General features: G+C 68.6%; 18 protein-coding genes. 9 read left to right on the top strand and 9 right to left on the bottom strand.

Features of this window, described 5'->3' with window-relative positions:
• Window positions 1–52: 52 nt before the first annotated feature.
• A complete protein-coding gene (locus KZ810_RS01435) occupies window positions 53–1672 on the bottom strand; it encodes a cisplatin damage response ATP-dependent DNA ligase (RefSeq protein WP_219767224.1) in 1620 nt (539 codons plus the stop codon).
• A gap of 149 nt (window positions 1673–1821) precedes the next feature.
• Here KZ810_RS01435 and KZ810_RS01430 point away from each other — a divergent pair, with 149 nt between their 5' ends.
• Window positions 1822–2646: a tetratricopeptide repeat protein gene (locus KZ810_RS01430; RefSeq protein ID WP_219767223.1), complete on the top strand. Its 825-nt coding sequence runs from the start codon at window positions 1822–1824 to the stop codon at window positions 2644–2646.
• Between the two features lie 419 nt (window positions 2647–3065).
• Window positions 3066–3905, top strand: a complete 840-nt coding sequence (locus KZ810_RS01425; protein ID WP_219767222.1) for a metallophosphoesterase — start codon at window positions 3066–3068, stop codon at window positions 3903–3905.
• Window positions 3906–3919: 14 nt separating this feature from the next.
• Here the strand turns inward: KZ810_RS01425 and KZ810_RS01420 are convergent, their stop codons facing one another.
• From KZ810_RS01420 to KZ810_RS01410, 3 genes are all read right to left on the bottom strand, one after another.
• Window positions 3920–4360: a Dps family protein gene (locus tag KZ810_RS01420; protein ID WP_219767693.1), complete on the bottom strand. Its 441-nt coding sequence runs from the start codon at window positions 4358–4360 to the stop codon at window positions 3920–3922.
• Between the two features lie 123 nt (window positions 4361–4483).
• Window positions 4484–5050 (bottom strand): TMEM165/GDT1 family protein, encoded by a 567-nt coding sequence (locus KZ810_RS01415; protein ID WP_219767221.1) that lies wholly within the window; start codon window positions 5048–5050, stop codon window positions 4484–4486.
• An 18-nt stretch (window positions 5051–5068) separates the two neighbouring features.
• Window positions 5069–5392: a hypothetical protein gene (locus tag KZ810_RS01410; protein ID WP_219767220.1), complete on the bottom strand. Its 324-nt coding sequence runs from the start codon at window positions 5390–5392 to the stop codon at window positions 5069–5071.
• Window positions 5393–5595: 203 nt separating this feature from the next.
• Between KZ810_RS01410 and rpmG the strand changes: the two genes are divergently transcribed.
• The gene (gene rpmG / locus KZ810_RS01405) at window positions 5596–5763 is read left to right on the top strand and encodes a 50S ribosomal protein L33 (protein WP_219767219.1); all 168 of its coding nucleotides are present in this window, start codon (window positions 5596–5598) and stop codon (window positions 5761–5763) included.
• A gap of 200 nt (window positions 5764–5963) precedes the next feature.
• Here rpmG and KZ810_RS01400 read toward each other — a convergent pair whose 3' ends face one another.
• Complete coding sequence (locus KZ810_RS01400) at window positions 5964–6326, bottom strand: response regulator (RefSeq protein ID WP_219767692.1); 363 nt, start codon at window positions 6324–6326, stop codon at window positions 5964–5966.
• Between the two features lie 40 nt (window positions 6327–6366).
• On the opposite strand from KZ810_RS01400, the gene KZ810_RS01395 reads away from it, so the two are divergent.
• The 4 genes from KZ810_RS01395 to KZ810_RS01380 all read left to right on the top strand — a co-directional run bounded on the left by KZ810_RS01395 (window position 6367) and on the right by KZ810_RS01380 (window position 9077).
• The gene (locus KZ810_RS01395; protein ID WP_219767218.1) at window positions 6367–6657 is read left to right on the top strand and encodes a DUF3572 domain-containing protein; all 291 of its coding nucleotides are present in this window, start codon (window positions 6367–6369) and stop codon (window positions 6655–6657) included.
• Entirely contained in the window at window positions 6654–7301 is a 648-nt protein-coding gene (locus KZ810_RS01390; RefSeq protein WP_219767217.1) for an HAD family hydrolase, read from the top strand. Before KZ810_RS01395 ends, KZ810_RS01390 begins: the two co-directional genes overlap by 4 nt.
• A 32-nt stretch (window positions 7302–7333) precedes the next feature.
• Complete coding sequence (locus KZ810_RS01385; RefSeq protein WP_219767216.1) at window positions 7334–7804, top strand: RidA family protein; 471 nt, start codon at window positions 7334–7336, stop codon at window positions 7802–7804.
• A gap of 142 nt (window positions 7805–7946) precedes the next feature.
• Complete coding sequence (locus KZ810_RS01380; RefSeq protein WP_219767215.1) at window positions 7947–9077, top strand: GNAT family N-acetyltransferase; 1131 nt, start codon at window positions 7947–7949, stop codon at window positions 9075–9077.
• A gap of 24 nt (window positions 9078–9101) precedes the next feature.
• Here KZ810_RS01380 and KZ810_RS01375 read toward each other — a convergent pair whose 3' ends face one another.
• From KZ810_RS01375 to KZ810_RS01365, 3 genes are read right to left on the bottom strand one after another with little or no spacing between them, the layout of a single operon-like run.
• Complete coding sequence (locus KZ810_RS01375) at window positions 9102–10760, bottom strand: hypothetical protein (protein ID WP_219767214.1); 1659 nt, start codon at window positions 10758–10760, stop codon at window positions 9102–9104.
• 10 nt (window positions 10761–10770) lie between these two features.
• Complete coding sequence (locus KZ810_RS01370; RefSeq protein WP_219767213.1) at window positions 10771–12291, bottom strand: hypothetical protein; 1521 nt, start codon at window positions 12289–12291, stop codon at window positions 10771–10773.
• A 38-nt stretch (window positions 12292–12329) separates the two neighbouring features.
• Window positions 12330–13604, bottom strand: a complete 1275-nt coding sequence (locus tag KZ810_RS01365) for a hypothetical protein (RefSeq protein WP_219767212.1) — start codon at window positions 13602–13604, stop codon at window positions 12330–12332.
• A gap of 180 nt (window positions 13605–13784) precedes the next feature.
• Here KZ810_RS01365 and KZ810_RS01360 point away from each other — a divergent pair, with 180 nt between their 5' ends.
• Window positions 13785–13964 carry a hypothetical protein gene (locus KZ810_RS01360; RefSeq protein WP_219767211.1) on the top strand — a complete coding sequence of 60 codons (180 nt, stop codon included), beginning with the start codon at window positions 13785–13787 and terminating at the stop codon, window positions 13962–13964.
• Window positions 13965–14109: 145 nt separating this feature from the next.
• Here KZ810_RS01360 and KZ810_RS01355 read toward each other — a convergent pair whose 3' ends face one another.
• A complete protein-coding gene (locus tag KZ810_RS01355) occupies window positions 14110–15327 on the bottom strand; it encodes an argininosuccinate synthase (RefSeq protein ID WP_219767210.1) in 1218 nt (405 codons plus the stop codon).
• Between the two features lie 220 nt (window positions 15328–15547).
• Between KZ810_RS01355 and KZ810_RS01350 the strand changes: the two genes are divergently transcribed.
• Window positions 15548–15967 carry an EF-hand domain-containing protein gene (locus tag KZ810_RS01350; protein WP_219767209.1) on the top strand — a complete coding sequence of 140 codons (420 nt, stop codon included), beginning with the start codon at window positions 15548–15550 and terminating at the stop codon, window positions 15965–15967.
• Window positions 15968–16002: the final 35 nt, after the last annotated feature.

Here is a 16002-nt window from a genome sequence, read left to right as displayed (position 1 = left end):
CGCCCTGACTATCCGCGACAGGTTAACGAACCGGTCGTCACCTCCACGCAAATCACGTAACGAGCTTGCGCAGTCCCTCGATCGTGTCCGCCTCGTGCGCGGGCTTGTCGGTGCGGATGCGCGCGATCCGGGGAAAGCGCATCGCCAGCCCCGATTTGTGCCGTTTCGATTCGTGGATCGAATCAAACGCGATCTCCAGCACCAGCGACCGCTCGACCTCGCGGACCGGCCCGAACCGGTTGGTGGTGTGGTGCCGCACGAACCGGTCGAGCTGGCGCAACTCCTCGTCGGTGATCCCCTGATACGCCTTGCCGACCGGCAGCAATTCACCCTCGCCCGCCGCACCGCCGGTCCAGCAGCCGAACGTGTAATCGCTGTAATAGGACGATCGCCGCCCGTTGCCGCGCTGCGCGTACATCATCACGCAATCCGCGGTCAGCGGATCGCGCTTCCACTTGTACCACAACCCCGCGCGCCGCCCCGCGACATAGGGCGCGTCGCGGCGCTTGAGCATCATGCCCTCGATCGCGGCGTCGCGCGCGCCCATGCGGATCGCCTCCAGCGCGGTGAAATCCGCCGCCTCGACCACCGCCGACAGATCGAACCGATCGGGGTCGAGCGCGCCCACGAACGCCTCCAGCCGCGTGCGCCGCTCGCTCCAGCCCAGCTGCCGCAGGTCCTCCGCGCCGTCGAACAGGATGTCGTACAACCGCACGAACGCCGGGCTTTCTTCCAGCATCTTCGCCGACACCTGCTTGCGCCCGAGCCGCTGCTGGAGCGCGTTGAAACTCGCCGCCCCGCCGCCGTCTTCGAGCGTGCCGCCCTGCACGTCGCCCTTCACCATCAATTCGCCGTCGAGCACGCCGGGCGTCCGGAACGCCGCCGCGACATCGGGAAAGGCACGCGTCACGTCGTCGCCGGTGCGGCTGTACAGCCGTGTCTCGCCGTCCCCGCCGGCATCGACGACATGGACCAGCTGGACGCGGATCCCGTCCCACTTCCACTCCGCGACATAATCGGACAGATCGACGCGCAAATCCTCCAGCGGATGCGCCAGCATGAACGGGCGGAACACCGGCACGTCGGCGGGCGTCGGCTGCTCCCCCGTCCCCTCGGCCCAGGCGAACAGCGTCGGATACGGCGCGTCGAGCCCGTGCCACACCTCCTCGACCGCGTCGACGTCGAGCCCGAACGCGTCCGCCAGCGCCTGTTTCGCCAGCCGCGACGACACCCCGACGCGCAGCGACCCTGTCGCCATCTTGAGCAGGGCGAACCGTTCCTCCGCGTCCAGCCGGTCGAGCATCCCCGCCAGCACCCCGCCCGCGTCCGATCGCGACAGATGCCGCAGCGCATCGACCACCGCCGACACCGACAGCGGCGCTGCATCGACCACGCCCGCGGGCTCGGGCCACAAAAGCGCGATCGTCTCCGCGGTGTCGCCGACATAGTCGCGGCTCATGCGGAACAGGACGGGATCGAACCGCTCCTCGATCAACGCGCGCAACAGCGCCGGCTTGACGCCCGGCAGGTCGAGATCGCCCGTCAGCGCCGCCATCGCCCAGCCGCGATCGGGATCGGGCGTCACGCGCAGATAATCCCCGATCAGCTTCAACTTGGCGTTGCGCGACCGGGTGTAGATCAACGAATCGAGAAGCTGCGCGAAGGCGTGCATCAGCCCCCAACGACCGGCACGCGCCGCGGCTCCCGCGCGCCGGTCGGATCGATAGCGTCGGCGTCGGGCGCGCATTGCGCACGGCCTGTCGGTGCGGCATCATGCATCGGGGAAGCGCGCGCATGGCGTGACTCGGGAGAGAGCGAATGATGCGGCTGGGTCTTCTCGCAACGTGTTCCGCGTGCTGCTTCGCGACGATTGCGGCCGCGCAGCAGCCTTCCGGCGCGTCCGTACCGGCACCGCCCGCGCCCGATCGGCGGGGCGAGGACATCGTCGTGGTCGCCGCACCCGACCCGGACGCGCCGGACCTCGCCAATCAGCGAAAGACCATCATCGTCGGCTCGCGCATCCCGCGCCATTCGACCCAGAACAACCCGCTGCTGGCGACGAGGACGAGCCTGAACGGGTTCACGCCGGGCAGCGGCATGGACCCCTACAAGGATCAGCGCACGATATTCTGGAAATTCTGCCGGGCCGACGGCGCGGTGTTGCGCAAACCCGTCGCCTGCGCGCTTGCCGGAGTGCAGAAACTGATCGCCGCCGGCAAGATCGCACAGGCAAGCACCGCGGCTGCGCGAACGGCTGCGCTTCCCGACCTGACGGGAGAGGAACGGTTCGCGATCGGCCAGTATCAATATCGGCTGGCTGACATGACGAACGACGGCGAGCGCCGTCATGCCGCGCTGGAAACCCTCGTCGCGACCGATTTGCTTCCCGTCGACGAACAGGCCAGCGCGGTTCGCACGCTCGCGTCGGCGGCGTGGCATCGCAACGACCAGGCAGAGGCACTCGAACGTTTTCAGCAGGCGGCACGCCTCGATCCCGGCGACGCCAATAGCCGCGTCAACGCCGCCGCGATGCTGCAATCCCTCGGTCGCCGCGACGAGGCCAAGCAGCACCTGCGCGCCGCGATCGCGATCGTCGCCGCAAAGGGGCAGCCGGTTCCGCAGAACTGGATCGACAATGCGCGCTGAGCCGCGCCGCACCGACCGCACCTCGCCCGTCCGTATGACGCGCGATCCGCCTTCCCGCCCCCCCCCCCCTTTCAGCCCTGCGGCGATCGAGCATGATCACGCCCGCCACCGCGTGCGGGATCGGTCGCGAAACGTCGTCATCTACTTGACCTGACCGCCGCCATGCTCGCTTGTGCAGAAACCCTCACCGTCGCGCACGCCGCGCCTCCTGCGCGAAGACCGGCGGATCGACGGCGGCAGGGACGCCGCCCGATTGCGCGATGCCGGCCGGATTGGATCGGGTTTATGTGCGTCAGCGTTCGGCCACTTGGTGAGAAATTCAACATCTCACACGCACCGTGATACCGCGCCGGCACGCGCCCGGCCCTGCTCCCCCGCGCGCTTGCATACGCGTATCCGCCGTCTACACACCCCGTGCGATGCGCCGCCGCCTCCTGCTCCTCCTCGCTGCCGTCATCCTGTCGGGCGTCGCGGCCTTCGCGATCGGCGTGTGGAACGCGCGCGCCGATCCCGTCGTCCGGCACGAGACGATCGAACTCGGCGACTGGCCCGCGGGCGCCGCGCCAGTCAGCGTCGCGGTGATGAGCGACATCCACCTCGGCAGCCTCGCGATGGACAGCGCGCGGCTGACGCGCATCGTCGCGCAGGTGAACGCGCTCCACCCCGATCTCGTGCTGATCGCGGGCGATTTCATCAACGGTTACGGCGCCGACGACGCGCGGCGGGTCGCGCGCCCGCTCACCGCCGCACTGTCACGGCTGCGCGCGCCGATGGGCGTCGTCGCGGTGCCGGGCAATCACGACCACGGCACCAGCATCGCCGCGGTCCGCAGCGCGCTGACCCGGGCGGGGGTCACCGTGCTCGCCAATCGCGCGCTTCGCCGGGGGCCGCTCGCGATCGGCGGGGTCGACGACGATTACAGCCACGCCGACGACGTTCCCGCGACGATGGCGGGGCTGCGGCGCGCGGGTGGCGCCGCGATCATCCTCACCCACTCGCCCGATCTCGCGACCAAGCTGCCCGCGAACGCGCCCTTCATGATCGCGGGGCACACGCATTGCGGGCAGGTTCGCCTGCCCGTGATCGGTCCGCCGGTCCTGCCGCTGCGCACGCACCGCCGTTTCCTGTGCGGGCTGGTGCGTGACCACGGCCATCAGGTGCTCGTCACCGCCGGGCTCGGCACCAGCGACGTGCCCGTCCGCTGGCGCGCCCCGCCCGACGTCTGGCTGCTGACGCTCGGCCCGGCACGCGCACGCTAGCCGGCGGCGACGCCTCAGCCCTTGCGGCTCGCCTCGAACAGGAACCACGCGCGCTCCTCGGCCTGATCGATCCAGTCGTCGGCGAGGCTGGAGGTCGCGGTATCCTTGGCTTCCTCGGCCTTCTCGCGCGCGCGGCGCAGTGCCTCGACCAGCTTCAGATTATCCTCGCGCAATTCGGCCAGCATGTCGTCGGGCGAGACGAACTCGCGATCGTTGTCGGCCACCTGCTGGCGCCGGCTGATGTCGCCGATCGAGCGCAGCGTGGTGTTGCCGGTCTTGCGCACGCGCTCCGCGATCGCGTCGGTCACGCCCAGGATCTGCGCCGCCTGATCGTCGAGCATCAGGTGATAATCGCGGAAATGCGGCCCCGACACGTGCCAGTGGAAGTTCTTGGTCTTGAGGTAGATCGCGAAACAATCCGCCAGCGCGACGTTCAGCGCGTCGGCCGCGGTCATCGTGTCGTTGCGGGCGAGGTCGGTCGGGGTGGCGAGCTTGGGGTCGATATCGGCCACGGCGCTGGGTCTCCGGTGATGGGTTGATTTCGCCTCCACAACGGACGCGCGCACAAAACGCTCCCGCTAGACCAGCCGCAACGCGTTCAACGCGATCACCACCCCAGCGATCAGCAGGATCGCCGCCGCCGCGATCCGCAGCGGCCTGAGCGGCAGGCGTAGCCACGCCGCCTCGCCCAGCGCCACCGCGACGGCGTTGACCGCTGCGCCACCGATCACCGCGCCGACCATCGCCGCCCACGGCAACGTGCTGCGCCCGGCGAGCGCGGCGACGACGAACTGCATCCGGTCGCCGAACGCCATGATCGCAAGCCCCGCGATGCTGGTGAACGCCGCACCCGTCCGCCATCCCTCCAGTGCGTCGGGCCGCTTCAACCGGAACCCCGTTCCCGCGCCCGCGAGGACCAGCGCGAGCGCCAGCAGCAGCAACCGCGCCTCGGGCGTCAGCAGCGCGGTCACCGCCAGCCCCGCCGCCACCCCGATCGCGTAGTTGAAGGTGAGCGCCAGCACCGCCGCCAGCATCACCAGCGCCGGCGAACGGAACCGGTCGGCGAAGATCGCCGCCAGCCACGGCGTCTTGTCGGATATCTGGCAGATCGCGCCCAGCACGATCGCCGCCATCAACGCGTCCACCGCGTCAGCCCGCGTGCCTCACGCCGCGAAACGAACCTGGCACGCCGCCGCGAAACTATCCGATGCCGCCGCGTCCTGACGCTCGCAGAGCACCGCCTCACCCAGCATCGCCAGCCAGGCATGGACGATCGGCCCGTGATCGCCCCGTGCCAGCGCGCGTTCCAGTTGCTGCGCGACCGCCAACGCGGGCAGCATTCCGTGCGCGCGCGCCACGCGGCGGATCTGGTCGACCTCGCCCGCCAGTTTCGCGGGTCCGCTGCGCCACTCGATCGCCGCGACGCGCCGCGCCAGATCGGCCCTGATCGCGGCCATTCCGCCCGCTTCGTCTCGCCCCGTCTCCATGCCCGGCCTCTCCTGTCGCTGGCGTGCATCATGCGCGTCGCACGGTTAACACGCGGCTAAATGCGCGCGGTGCGATGCAAGGTGGCGCAGGCGCCTTGACTTGGGGTCACGAATCCGTCATTCGCCCTCACCAGACGCGGCAAGGCAGCCCAGCGGGCACGCCTCGCCGCTTTTTGTTTTCTATTCGCGCACAGGATACGGTCATGGCAAAGCCGACCACCGTCAAGATCAAGCTCGTCAGCTCGGCCGACACCGGGTTCTTCTACGTGACCAAGAAGAATCCGCGTACCCAGACCGAGAAGCTGACCTTCCGCAAGTACGACCCCGTCGTGCGCAAGCACGTCGACTTCAAGGAAGCGAAGATCAAGTAATCGCAACGGGCGGCCCCGCGCCGCCGGTCGATTGCGTTCGGGTTTCGAAAACCGCGGTGGAGCGATTCACCGCGGTTTTTGCCGTGTGCGTGAAAAAGCCCTCTCCCCTCCGGGGAGAGGGTTGGGTGAGGGGCATGTGCCTCGCAGAGTGCAACGCCTGGATCACCCCCTCTCCCCGCTTTGGAGAGGGCTTCCCTGCCCTAAACCAACGCCCCCACCGCCTGCATGAACCGCGCGAGGCTGATCGGTTTCGACACATAGGCGTCCGCCCCCGCCGCGCGGATGCGCTCCTCGTCGTCGCGCCCCGAATAAGCGGTCACCGCCATCACCGGTATGTGGCGCAGCGCCTCGTCCGCCTTCAATTCCAGGATCAGCTCGTACCCCGTCACGTGCGGCATCTGTATGTCCATGATGATCAGGTCGGGCATCACCTCGCGCGCGCGCGCCACCGCCTCGCGCCCGTCGCGCACCGCCTCGGCGGCGAAGTCATGCGCGCGCAAGAGGTCGCAGAACAGCTTCAGGTTCAGTTCGTTGTCCTCGACAACGAGCACCCTTTTTGCCACGCGATCATTCACCCCCATCGTACCTCCTGAGAGATAGGCAATGCGTGAGCCGCTGACAAATAGGAACGCGGCCCATCCCGACGCCGCCGCCGCGCTCGCGCTCTCCGCGCTCGCATGGGTTTTGTCGGACGACGATCGCGCCGGGCGGCTGCTGACGCTGACGGGCCTCGCTCCCGGCGACCTGCGCGAGCGGCTGGGCGAGCCCGCGGTGCTCGCCGCGGTGCTCACCTATCTCGAGAGTTACGAACCCGATCTGATCGCCTGCGCGCACGAACTCGATGTCCGCCCCGAGGCATTGGTCGCCGCGCGCGCGACGCTGGAGCATTCATGACCCGTCCCCTCCTCATCACCGATTGCGACGAGGTTCTCGTCCACATGGTCCGCCATTTCGCCGACTGGCTGGACGAGGCACACGACGTCGACTTCTCCTTCGGCTCGTGGGAGCTCGCGAAGAACATGCGCCGTCGCTCGGGCGAACCGCTCACGCAGGAGGAGATGTTCGGCTTCCTTCACGGCTTCTTCCCCGATCAGATGCACCGCCAGACGATCGTCCCCCACGCGCGCGAGGCGATCGCGGCGATTGCCCAACAGGCCGACGTCGTCATCCTCACCAATCTGCAGGACCAGTGCCAGACGCACCGCGTCGAACAGCTCGCCGCCTTCGGCATCGAGCACCGCGTCGTCTGCAATCAGGGCGGCAAGGGCGCGCCCGTCGCCGCGCTCGTCGCCGAATACGCGCCCTCAGTCGCGGTGTTCGTCGACGACCTGCCCGTCCACCACCAGTCGGTCGCCGAGCACGCCCCCGAAGTCTGGCGCCTTCACATGGTGTCCGAACCGCAACTCGCCGCCGGCATCGCCCCCGCGCCCGCCGCGCACGCGCGCATCGACGATTGGCAGGAGGGTCAGGCGTGGATCGAGGCGCGCTTCGCCGCCGCCGAGCCTGCCCCGCCAGTCGAGGCGCTCGCCACCTCTTGACCTCTCGGGTCACCGCGCCCAATCCGCAGCCCATGACCGATCAGATCGACCGCAAACTCGCCGACCTCGGGCTCGAACTGCCCCAGGCCGCCGCCCCCGTCGCCTCCTACACGCCCGTCGTGGAGGCCGGCGGGCTGCTCCACATCTCGGGCCAGCTGCCGTTCAAGGACGGGCAGATCATCACCGGCCGGCTCGGCGACGACGTCAGCCTCGAGGCGGGTCAGGAGGCGGCACGCGCCTGCGGCCTGATGCTCGTCGCGCAGGTCCGCCAGCACCTCGGCAACCTCCAACACGTCAAGCGGATCGTGAAGCTCGGCGTGTTCGTCAACTCGACCCCCGAGTTCACCGACCAGCCCAAGGTTGCGAACGGCGCGTCCGACCTGATGACCGCGCTGTTCGGTGACGCGGGCAAGCACGCCCGCTCCGCGGTCGGCGTCGCGGTCCTGCCGCTCGGCGCCGCGGTCGAGGTCGACGCCATCGTCGAGATCGAACGCTCGCTCTGATCCGCCAGGGTTGAGCAACGGAAACAGGAGGGGGCGGCCGCGCGCGAGCGGTCGCCCCTTTTCACGTCGTGACCCGGTCCGGCAGCGCGTCGCCGCTCCGCCACCTTTCCCTCAACCCGGCCCGCCCCTATCTTGGCGCGCAATGACTGCCATCACCGCACGGATCGCCGACGGCGTCGCCGCCATCCCCGCCGATCAGTGGGACGCCTGCGCGGGCACCGCCAATCCGTTCGTCAGCCACGCCTTTCTGAAAGCGCTGGAGGATTCGGGCAGCGTCGGCCCGCGCACCGGCTGGCAACCGATCCCGCTGATCGTCGACGGCGACGACAATGTGCCGATCGCGGTCGCCCCCGCTTACGCCAAGAGCCACAGCCAGGGCGAATACGTCTTCGACCACGCCTGGGCCGATGCTTGGGCCCGCGCCGGCGGCGATTATTACCCCAAGCTGCAGGTCGCCGCCCCCTTCACCCCCGTTCCGGGTCCGCGGCTGCTGCTGCGCGACGCCTCGGCGGCACCGTCGCTGATCGCCGCGATCGAGGCGGTCACGCGCCAGCACGACCTTTCCAGCGCCCACGCCACCTTCGTCGCGCCCGACCAATTGCCCCTGTTCGAGGCCGCGGGCTGGCTGATCCGCGAGGGGACGCAGTTCCACTGGCAGAACGACGGTTACGCGACGTTCGACGATCTCCTCGCCGCGCTCGCCAGTCGCAAGCGCAAGGCGATCCGCAAGGAACGTAGCGCCGCGGTCGAGGGGCTGACGATCCGCCACCTGACCGGGGCCGAGATCGGCCGGCGTGAATGGGACGCGTTCTGGACCTTCTACCAGGACACCGGCAGCCGCAAATGGGGGACGCCCTATCTCAAACGCGCCTTCTTCCCACTGCTGGGCGAAGCGCTCGGCGACCGCGTGCTGCTGATCCTCGCCGAGCGCGACGGCGTGCCGATCGCGGGCGCCTTGAATCTGATCGGCGAGACCGCGCTCTACGGCCGCTACTGGGGCTGTACCGAGGACGTGCCCTTTCTCCATTTCGAGCTCTGCTATTACCAGGCGATCGACGCCGCGATCGCGCGGGGATTGCAGACCGTCGAGGCCGGCGCGCAGGGCGAGCACAAGCTCGCGCGCGGCTATTCGCCCGTCCCCACCTGGTCGGCGCATTTCATCCCCGATGCGGGGTTCCGCCGCGCGGTCGCCGACTTCCTCGTGCGGGAGCGTGCCGCGGTCGAGCACGACCAGCATTTCCTCGAACAGATGACCCCGTTCAAACGCGGCTGATCACCCCGCGCCGCAACCGCGCGGCTATTTCCCGATCGCGCCGCTCGCGATCAACCGCTCGCGCCGCCGCCGCATGAACTCGACGACATAGTGCGGGATGCCCAGCTCCTCGTCGGTCGCGATCGGCGCGGGCACCGCGTGATCGATGCGGAACAACACCGACGCGCTCGTCGGCGATCGCCACACCGGCACCAGCCCGGGTGCGAAGCGCGGGTTCCACGTGGGCGGGCGGATCAGCCAGACATAGTCGAACGCATCCCGCGGCAGCCGTCCGATCGCGAAGTTGATCGGACGCCACCATTCGCCGCGGCAGCGCACCGGCGTCACGATCTGCGTCGGGTCGTGCGAATAAGCGCCCGCCGCGCCGTAATTGACCGTCATCAACTGGCCGCCCGCCATCGACCATTGGTCGTCGGTGTACGCGAGCCGCCGCTCGAGCGCGAGCGCGGGCAGATGCTCCAGCCGGCTCATCCGCCAGTCGTTGTGGCAATTGTGCCCGACGAACGACAGCAACCGCGCCCCGACCGGTACATGGTCGAGCGCGACCAGCTCCTCGTCGTAATCGCGGTCGAACATCGCGAAGCTCACCGTCGTGCCTGCGATCCGCACCAGGAAGAACGCGAGCCCGATCGCCGCCAGCACGCTCGCGTGACGAAACGACTGCCCGGGCTTGGGGCGGATCGCGATCACCGCGATCGCTAGCATGAACGGCGCCAGCCGCATATCGGCATAGGCCGATCCAAACACGATCCGCGGCAGCACGATGAACACCGCCAGCATGAACAGCGCCGACAGCCCCAGGTGGCGCGAGTAGGTGATGCGGGGATCGCGCAGCGCCTTGAAGAGCACCAGGTAGATCACCGCCACGCTCGCGACGTCGAACCACAGCCAGCGGTCGCGCAACGCCATCAGCACCCACATGATCTTGGTGCGCCAGTAGAAGAAGTCCGCGGTCTGCCCGGTGACGTCCGCGCCCGATCGCCACGCGACCATCAGCACCATCGGCAGCGCGAGCGGCACGCAGCCGAGACCAGCGCGGAACCAGCTCGCCACCCAATGCCCCGACTGGCGGTCCTTCCTCAGGTCGTGCTGGCGGATCATCTCGGCGGAGAAGGCGAGCACCCCCAGCACGCCCCAGCCGAACGTGTGGCATACCCACAACAGGCACGACAGCGGCACGAAGACGGCGGCGCGCAGTCGCAACCGCCCCAGCCGCGCCATCCGCAGCCACAGCGCGAACAGGCACAGCGCCAACCCCATCGACAGTGCGAAATTCACGAAGCCGAACTGGAACGGGTATCCGTAGGCGAGCGGCAGCGCGAACAGCGCGGTCGCGGGGATCCGCCCCTGCACCTCGCGCGCGATCCACAGGAACCCCGCGACCGTCAGCGCGGGGATCGCCATCACGATCAGCTTGACCGCGGGCTCCAGCCCGATGACCGGCGCCAGCGGCTCGATCAGCAGGTCGACGCCCAGGTTACCGATCAGCGACCATTTGAACGTGTACCAGTCGGTCAGCCACGCATGCGCGCCGCGATCGAGCTGGACGCGGTAGCGCCCCATGTGCCCGGGCAGGTCGACGATCGGCGGAATGTCGGGCCAGATCAACGGCACGCACGCGATCAACGCCGCCAGAACGACGAACCACCGCGTCTGCCACCACTGCCGCGCCCCCGCACCCATGCCTCCCGCCTTACGGGGGGGAGCGCCCCAGCGGCAAGGGGGCAGAGGCGGAATCGCGATCGATCCGATAAAGGACGCTGTCGCCCGCGCGCCAAAGCGGTGTCAGACCCGCTGCCCGTGCAGGGTCGAAACGAGGCGGCCTGATCAGCCACACGTAATCGAAGCTTCGGCGTGGCAAATCACGCAAGCTGTCGTCGATCGTTCGCCAGTCCGGCTCGTTACTGCACCGCGTCGCCGTCACTATTTGCGATGGATCGTGGCGGTACATGACGGCCGGATAGTTGACGGTCAGCAACTGAGACCCGGCCAACAACCATTGGTCGTTCGAAAATGCGTGACGCCGGACCAACGCCATCGCCGGCAAATGCTCGATCCGGCCGGTATCCCACGACGGACGGCATTCCGCACCGACGAAACTTACCAGGCGCGCGCCGACCGGGACGTGTCGAAGCGCTTCGAGCTCCCGCTCGTGGCTTTGGTCGTAGAGCCAGAAACTCGTCGCGTTCCCCGCGAAGCGCAGGACCACGAAGACCAGCGCCGCCGCCGCGACGCCCCCCGCTCCTCGCGCCCGCGGCTTTAGTGCCAGGATCGCGAATATGACGACGATGGGCGCGAGCCGCATGTCGGCGTAGGCGGAACCGAACAGGATGCGCGGCAACAACACGAATGCCGCGCCGAGTAGGGCAGCAGCAGCCAGCAGCGCCCACGACGATCCCGACCACGAACGACGCATCGCGGCGTACGGCAACAGGAGCAGAACGATCGCGCCCGCGATATCCCAGGCTTGCCAGCGGTCGCGCAGGATCATGGTGATCCAACCGATCTTCGCGGGCAGGTCGAACCAGTCCCCGGTATCGCCCCCCTCCCCTTGCCCGCGGCGCCAGATGATCATGAGGATGATCGGAAACGCCAACGGAAGGCAGTCGACCGCCGCGCCCGCCGCAGCGCGGTACCATGCAGCGCCCGGTCCGCGGTCTGCCGGGTCACTGCGGCGCGCGAACTGGAAAGAGAACGCCACGAGCCCGAGAATGCCCCATCCGAACACATGCGCGAGCCACACGAGCACACCGATCGGGACGAAGACGATCGCACGGACGATCCGCCGATGCGGCGTGTCCCACCTGAGCCACAATGCGCAGGCCAGCAACGCGAGCGCGACGGACAAGGCGTAATTCACGAACCCGAACTGAAACGGGTAGGCATAGGACAGCGGCAGCGCGAACAATGCAGACGCCGGCACCTCGCCGTGCGCTTCGCGCGCGATCCAGAGCATCGCACCGACAGTCAGCGCCGGGATCGTCATCACGATCAGCTTCACGGCAGATTCCAGCCCGACGATCGGGCCGAGCGCCTGCACCAGCAAATCGACGCCCAGATTGCCGACCAGCAGCCAGCGGAAGCGATACCATTGCGCGAGCCAGGGGTGCGCGCCGTTGTCGATCTGCACGCTGTATCGACCGATATGGCCCGGCAGATCCACCAGCGGCGGCACGGTCGGCCACCACAGCGGCACCGTCGCCAGCACCATCATCGCCACCGCGAAACGACCGGTCTGCCACCAATGCCGCATCAGCGGCCCCGGCTTGGCCATAACAGCAAGCCATGGCCCGCCACGGGCGTGGTGTGAAAACCCGGGGGTACCGCGCCTGCCCCGATCGAACCCGGTGGGGCAGGTCGATCGCCGAGCGTGCCCGCGCACCACAAGATTGCATCGGCGGAAACCCCCGTCACGACGTCGCCCACGCGCGCACCCGGCCCCAGAAAGGCCAGCAGCGCGGCACGATTGCCAGTCGTGTTACGGTGGTATGGACCCGCAATCGCCACGTGATGCGTTCGCGCGATGATCGCGGCGCCGAGGTCGACGGGTGCGAGCACTCGCATCGGCGGCAGGGCGGCCAGCGCGTCGACCGCGGCAACACGGTCGCAGGCCCGCGGATCGCTCACCACCGGCTGTTCGAAGGCGCGCGCGGCGAGCGGATACAGCACGCCCGCGGACGCGAGCCATGCCGTGACGAGCGGTATCGCACCCCGTGTTCGTGCCACGGAAATCATCGCCGCCAACGCAGGAGCCGCGAGCAGCGCGCCGACGTAGGTGCCTCGCAATTGCACGAGCGCGAGCGCGAACGCAGCCGTCTGCACCGCCAGCACGGCACCCCACCGCGACCGGTCAGGCGTGCGCATCGTCCACCACGCACCCGCCGCGATCCCTGCGAGCAATAACCCTGCCTGTCCGAGCATGACGGCCGGGGTCGCTTGGAGCAGCGGCTGCGCCTCCGCCACCCCGGCCAGCCACCAACGCGCGACCAACGGATCAACCATTCCGTAAGGGGAGCGACAGGTCGGCGACACGATCAGCGCGCCAGCCAGCGCTACGGCGCCGATCAAGCCTGCGATCGCGAGGCGGGGTTTGATCCCGGCCGGTTTGGTGGCCGCCAACAGGCAGGTGGCTGCCGCGAGAAACAGCGCCGCTCGCCAGCTTGCGGCGTCGAAACCGTCGCAGGCCGGGAAATCCCATGCCAACGGTGCAAAGACCAGGCGCGCCGCCAGCAAACCGGTGATCGTGCCGATCCCGACCCCGAGCAACCGTCCGCTCGCCCCCACACTGCCCGCGATCCACGCCACGACGATCAGGACGCCGATCACGCCGAAAAACGGGACCGTTTCCATCCCCACGGTGAGGCTGCCCGCCGCGGCCAATCCGATCGCCGCGCCAGCCGCGAAGGTCGCGCGCGACAGCAGTGCCAGCACCGCTCCCAGTATCAGCACCATCTGAAGCGCGTGATGGTCGATCCGGCCGGGAAGAAACAGTCCGGAGGCCGGGTATGCAAGCGCCGCGACCACCATCGCCGTTCCAGGCGGGGCGCCGGGCAACATTCGCGCGATCCGGGCGATCAGGAACAGCGAAACGGCGAGCAGCAGCGGCGGCCATATCGTGACGGCCACCACCTCCGCCATGTGCCGCCCCAGGATCGGTGAAGCCGACTTGATCAATCCTGCCGGCCCCAGGTCGGCAAGTCGCGTCCAATGCATGGCGACCCCCGGACCCGGCCCGAGCCGATGCTGCGTGAGGTCCGCAAATCGCTGCCCCGCCAACCAGTCGCGCACCTGTTGGAGGCGCATGAGGTCGTCGGCATCGGGCAGTCGCAGGTCGACGAGGTCGCGGCGATGCTGCCACGCGCCAACAGCCGACAGCACCGTCGATAGAACGATCGCCGTCACGGCGTCGACGCGCCAGCCGTGAGCCCTAACGGTCATGCCCCCGCATTACCGTGACAAGGTTAACGCGTCGTTCGCCCCCGTGCCGCGACCGGTGAGCCCGTCCGGGCCTACCCCCCCGGTCAGGCCCCGCTCACCGATCACGCCGCCCGAGCAACCGCAGCCTGAGCGCATTCAACTTGATGAACCCCGCCGCATCGCGCTGGTCGTACGCGCCCTGGTCGTCCTCGAACGTCACGACCTTTTCCGAATACAGCGTGTTCGGCGACTTGCGCCCCGTCACCGATGCCAGCCCCTTGTAGAGCTTCAGCCGCACGGTGCCCGACACCTTCTCCTGGCTCAGATCGATCGCCGCCTGCAGCATCTCGCGCTCGGGCGAGAACCAGAAGCCGTTGTAGATCAGTTCGGCATAGCGCGGCATCAACTCGTCCTTCAGGTGCGCGGCACCGCGGTCAAGCGTGATCGCCTCGATCCCGCGGTGCGCCTCGAGGTAGATCGTGCCCCCCGGCGTCTCGTACATGCCGCGGCTCTTCATGCCGACGAAGCGGTTCTCGACCAGATCGAGCCGCCCGATGCCGTGCTTGCGCCCCAGTTCATTGAGCGCCTCCAGCAGCGTCGCCGGCGTCATCCGCTCGCCGTTCAGCGCGACGCCGTCGCCGCGCTCGAACTCGATCTCGATCGTCTCCGGCGTGTCGGGCGCGTCCTCCGGGTTGACCGTGCGCGAGAAGACGTAATCGGGCACCTCGTCCCACGGATCCTCGAGCACCAGCCCCTCGGATGACGTGTGGAGCAGGTTCGCATCGGTCGAGAACGGCGCCTCGCCGCGCTTGTTGTGCGGGATCGGCACTTGCCGCGCTTCGGCCCATTCGATCAGCTTAGTGCGACTGTTCAGGTCCCACTCGCGCCACGGCGCGATCACCTTGATGTCGGGATCGAGCGCGTAGGCCGACAATTCGAAGCGCACCTGGTCGTTGCCCTTGCCGGTCGCGCCATGCGCCACCGCGTCCGCCCCCGTCTCGCGCGCGATCTCGATCAGCCGCTTCGAGATCAACGGCCGCGCGATCGAGGTGCCAAGCAAATACAGCCCCTCGTATTGCGCGTTCGCCCGCATCATCGGGAAGACGAAATCGCGCACGAACTCCTCGCGCAAATCGTCGATGTAGATGTGCTCAGGCTTGACCCCCATCAGCTCGGCCTTGGCGCGCGCGGGCTCCAGCTCCTCGCCCTGCCCCAGATCGGCGGTGAAGGTGACGACCTCGCAGCCGTAGGTTTCCTGCAGCCATTTCAGGATCACGCTGGTGTCCAACCCGCCGGAATAAGCGAGGACGACTTTCTTGACGGGCTCGGACATGCGTAATGCTCCTAAATGCGGGCAATCAGATGCGGGCAAACGATCGCGCGCGCCCTATGCGCGCTCGCGCGACCATGCAACCGTTGAGGGTGCAGCGCAGGTCCGTCGCGCGCGTGCCGAACCCGCCCCGCAAGCGGGCGCGTTCATCTGCCGTACAAACGACGGGCGCCAACACGGCGCCCGTTTCCTCATGGAAAGACCTGTCACGATGACCCGCGCTTTGTTCCTCGCCGCCATTGCCCTCCCCGCGTCCGCGCTGTTGCAGGCAGCACCCGCCGCCGCGCAGGAGACGCGCAAGAGCGCGGAGACCAAGCTCGACGGCGAATTCGCCGCCTCCGACACCAACCACGACGGCTTCCTCAGCCAGGCCGAAGTGCTCGCGCGGATGAGCAACATGAAGGTCTCGGGCGGCAAGAAGCTTGATCCGGCTCAAGCAAAGAAGATCGCCGCGCTGTTCATGGCGCGCGCCGACACCAACAAGGACGGCAAGGTCAGCGAAGCCGAATCCCAGGCGCTGATGGCGAACGTGTTCGGAAAATACGACCTCAACCACGACGGCCGCGTCGACGGTCAGGAAGCCGCCGCCGCCCGCGCCGCCGCCAAGGCACAAGCCACCAGCGGCCCGCCCAAGGGGCGGTGAGCGCGCGCGGCGGCGTCCACCCCGGCGCCGCCGCC

It is taken from the genome of Sphingomonas citricola, from assembly GCF_019429535.1.
Lineage (GTDB): Bacteria > Pseudomonadota > Alphaproteobacteria > Sphingomonadales > Sphingomonadaceae > Sphingomonas > Sphingomonas citricola.
Note: the sequence above shows the minus strand (reverse complement) of the source record. Positions and strands in the feature narration are given on the sequence as shown.

Bases quoted from the DNA above. Each gene is read 5' to 3' on its own strand.
- KZ810_RS01435 (WP_219767224.1), bottom strand. From the start codon at position 1,672: ATGCACGCCTTCGCGCAGCTTCTCGATTCGTTGATCTACACCCGGTCG.
- KZ810_RS01430 (WP_219767223.1), top strand. From the start codon at position 1,822: ATGCGGCTGGGTCTTCTCGCAACGTGTTCCGCGTGCTGCTTCGCGACG.
- KZ810_RS01425 (WP_219767222.1), top strand. From the start codon at position 3,066: ATGCGCCGCCGCCTCCTGCTCCTCCTCGCTGCCGTCATCCTGTCGGGC.
- KZ810_RS01420 (WP_219767693.1), bottom strand. From the start codon at position 4,360: ATGACCGCGGCCGACGCGCTGAACGTCGCGCTGGCGGATTGTTTCGCG.
- KZ810_RS01410 (WP_219767220.1), bottom strand. From the start codon at position 5,392: ATGGAGACGGGGCGAGACGAAGCGGGCGGAATGGCCGCGATCAGGGCC.
- rpmG (WP_219767219.1), top strand. From the start codon at position 5,596: ATGGCAAAGCCGACCACCGTCAAGATCAAGCTCGTCAGCTCGGCCGAC.
- KZ810_RS01395 (WP_219767218.1), top strand. From the start codon at position 6,367: ATGCGTGAGCCGCTGACAAATAGGAACGCGGCCCATCCCGACGCCGCC.
- KZ810_RS01390 (WP_219767217.1), top strand. From the start codon at position 6,654: ATGACCCGTCCCCTCCTCATCACCGATTGCGACGAGGTTCTCGTCCAC.
- KZ810_RS01385 (WP_219767216.1), top strand. From the start codon at position 7,334: ATGACCGATCAGATCGACCGCAAACTCGCCGACCTCGGGCTCGAACTG.
- KZ810_RS01380 (WP_219767215.1), top strand. From the start codon at position 7,947: ATGACTGCCATCACCGCACGGATCGCCGACGGCGTCGCCGCCATCCCC.
- KZ810_RS01375 (WP_219767214.1), bottom strand. From the start codon at position 10,760: ATGGGTGCGGGGGCGCGGCAGTGGTGGCAGACGCGGTGGTTCGTCGTT.
- KZ810_RS01370 (WP_219767213.1), bottom strand. From the start codon at position 12,291: ATGATGGTGCTGGCGACGGTGCCGCTGTGGTGGCCGACCGTGCCGCCG.
- KZ810_RS01365 (WP_219767212.1), bottom strand. From the start codon at position 13,604: ATGGTGGTCGCGGCGCTTGCATACCCGGCCTCCGGACTGTTTCTTCCC.
- KZ810_RS01360 (WP_219767211.1), top strand. From the start codon at position 13,785: ATGCATGGCGACCCCCGGACCCGGCCCGAGCCGATGCTGCGTGAGGTC.
- KZ810_RS01355 (WP_219767210.1), bottom strand. From the start codon at position 15,327: ATGTCCGAGCCCGTCAAGAAAGTCGTCCTCGCTTATTCCGGCGGGTTG.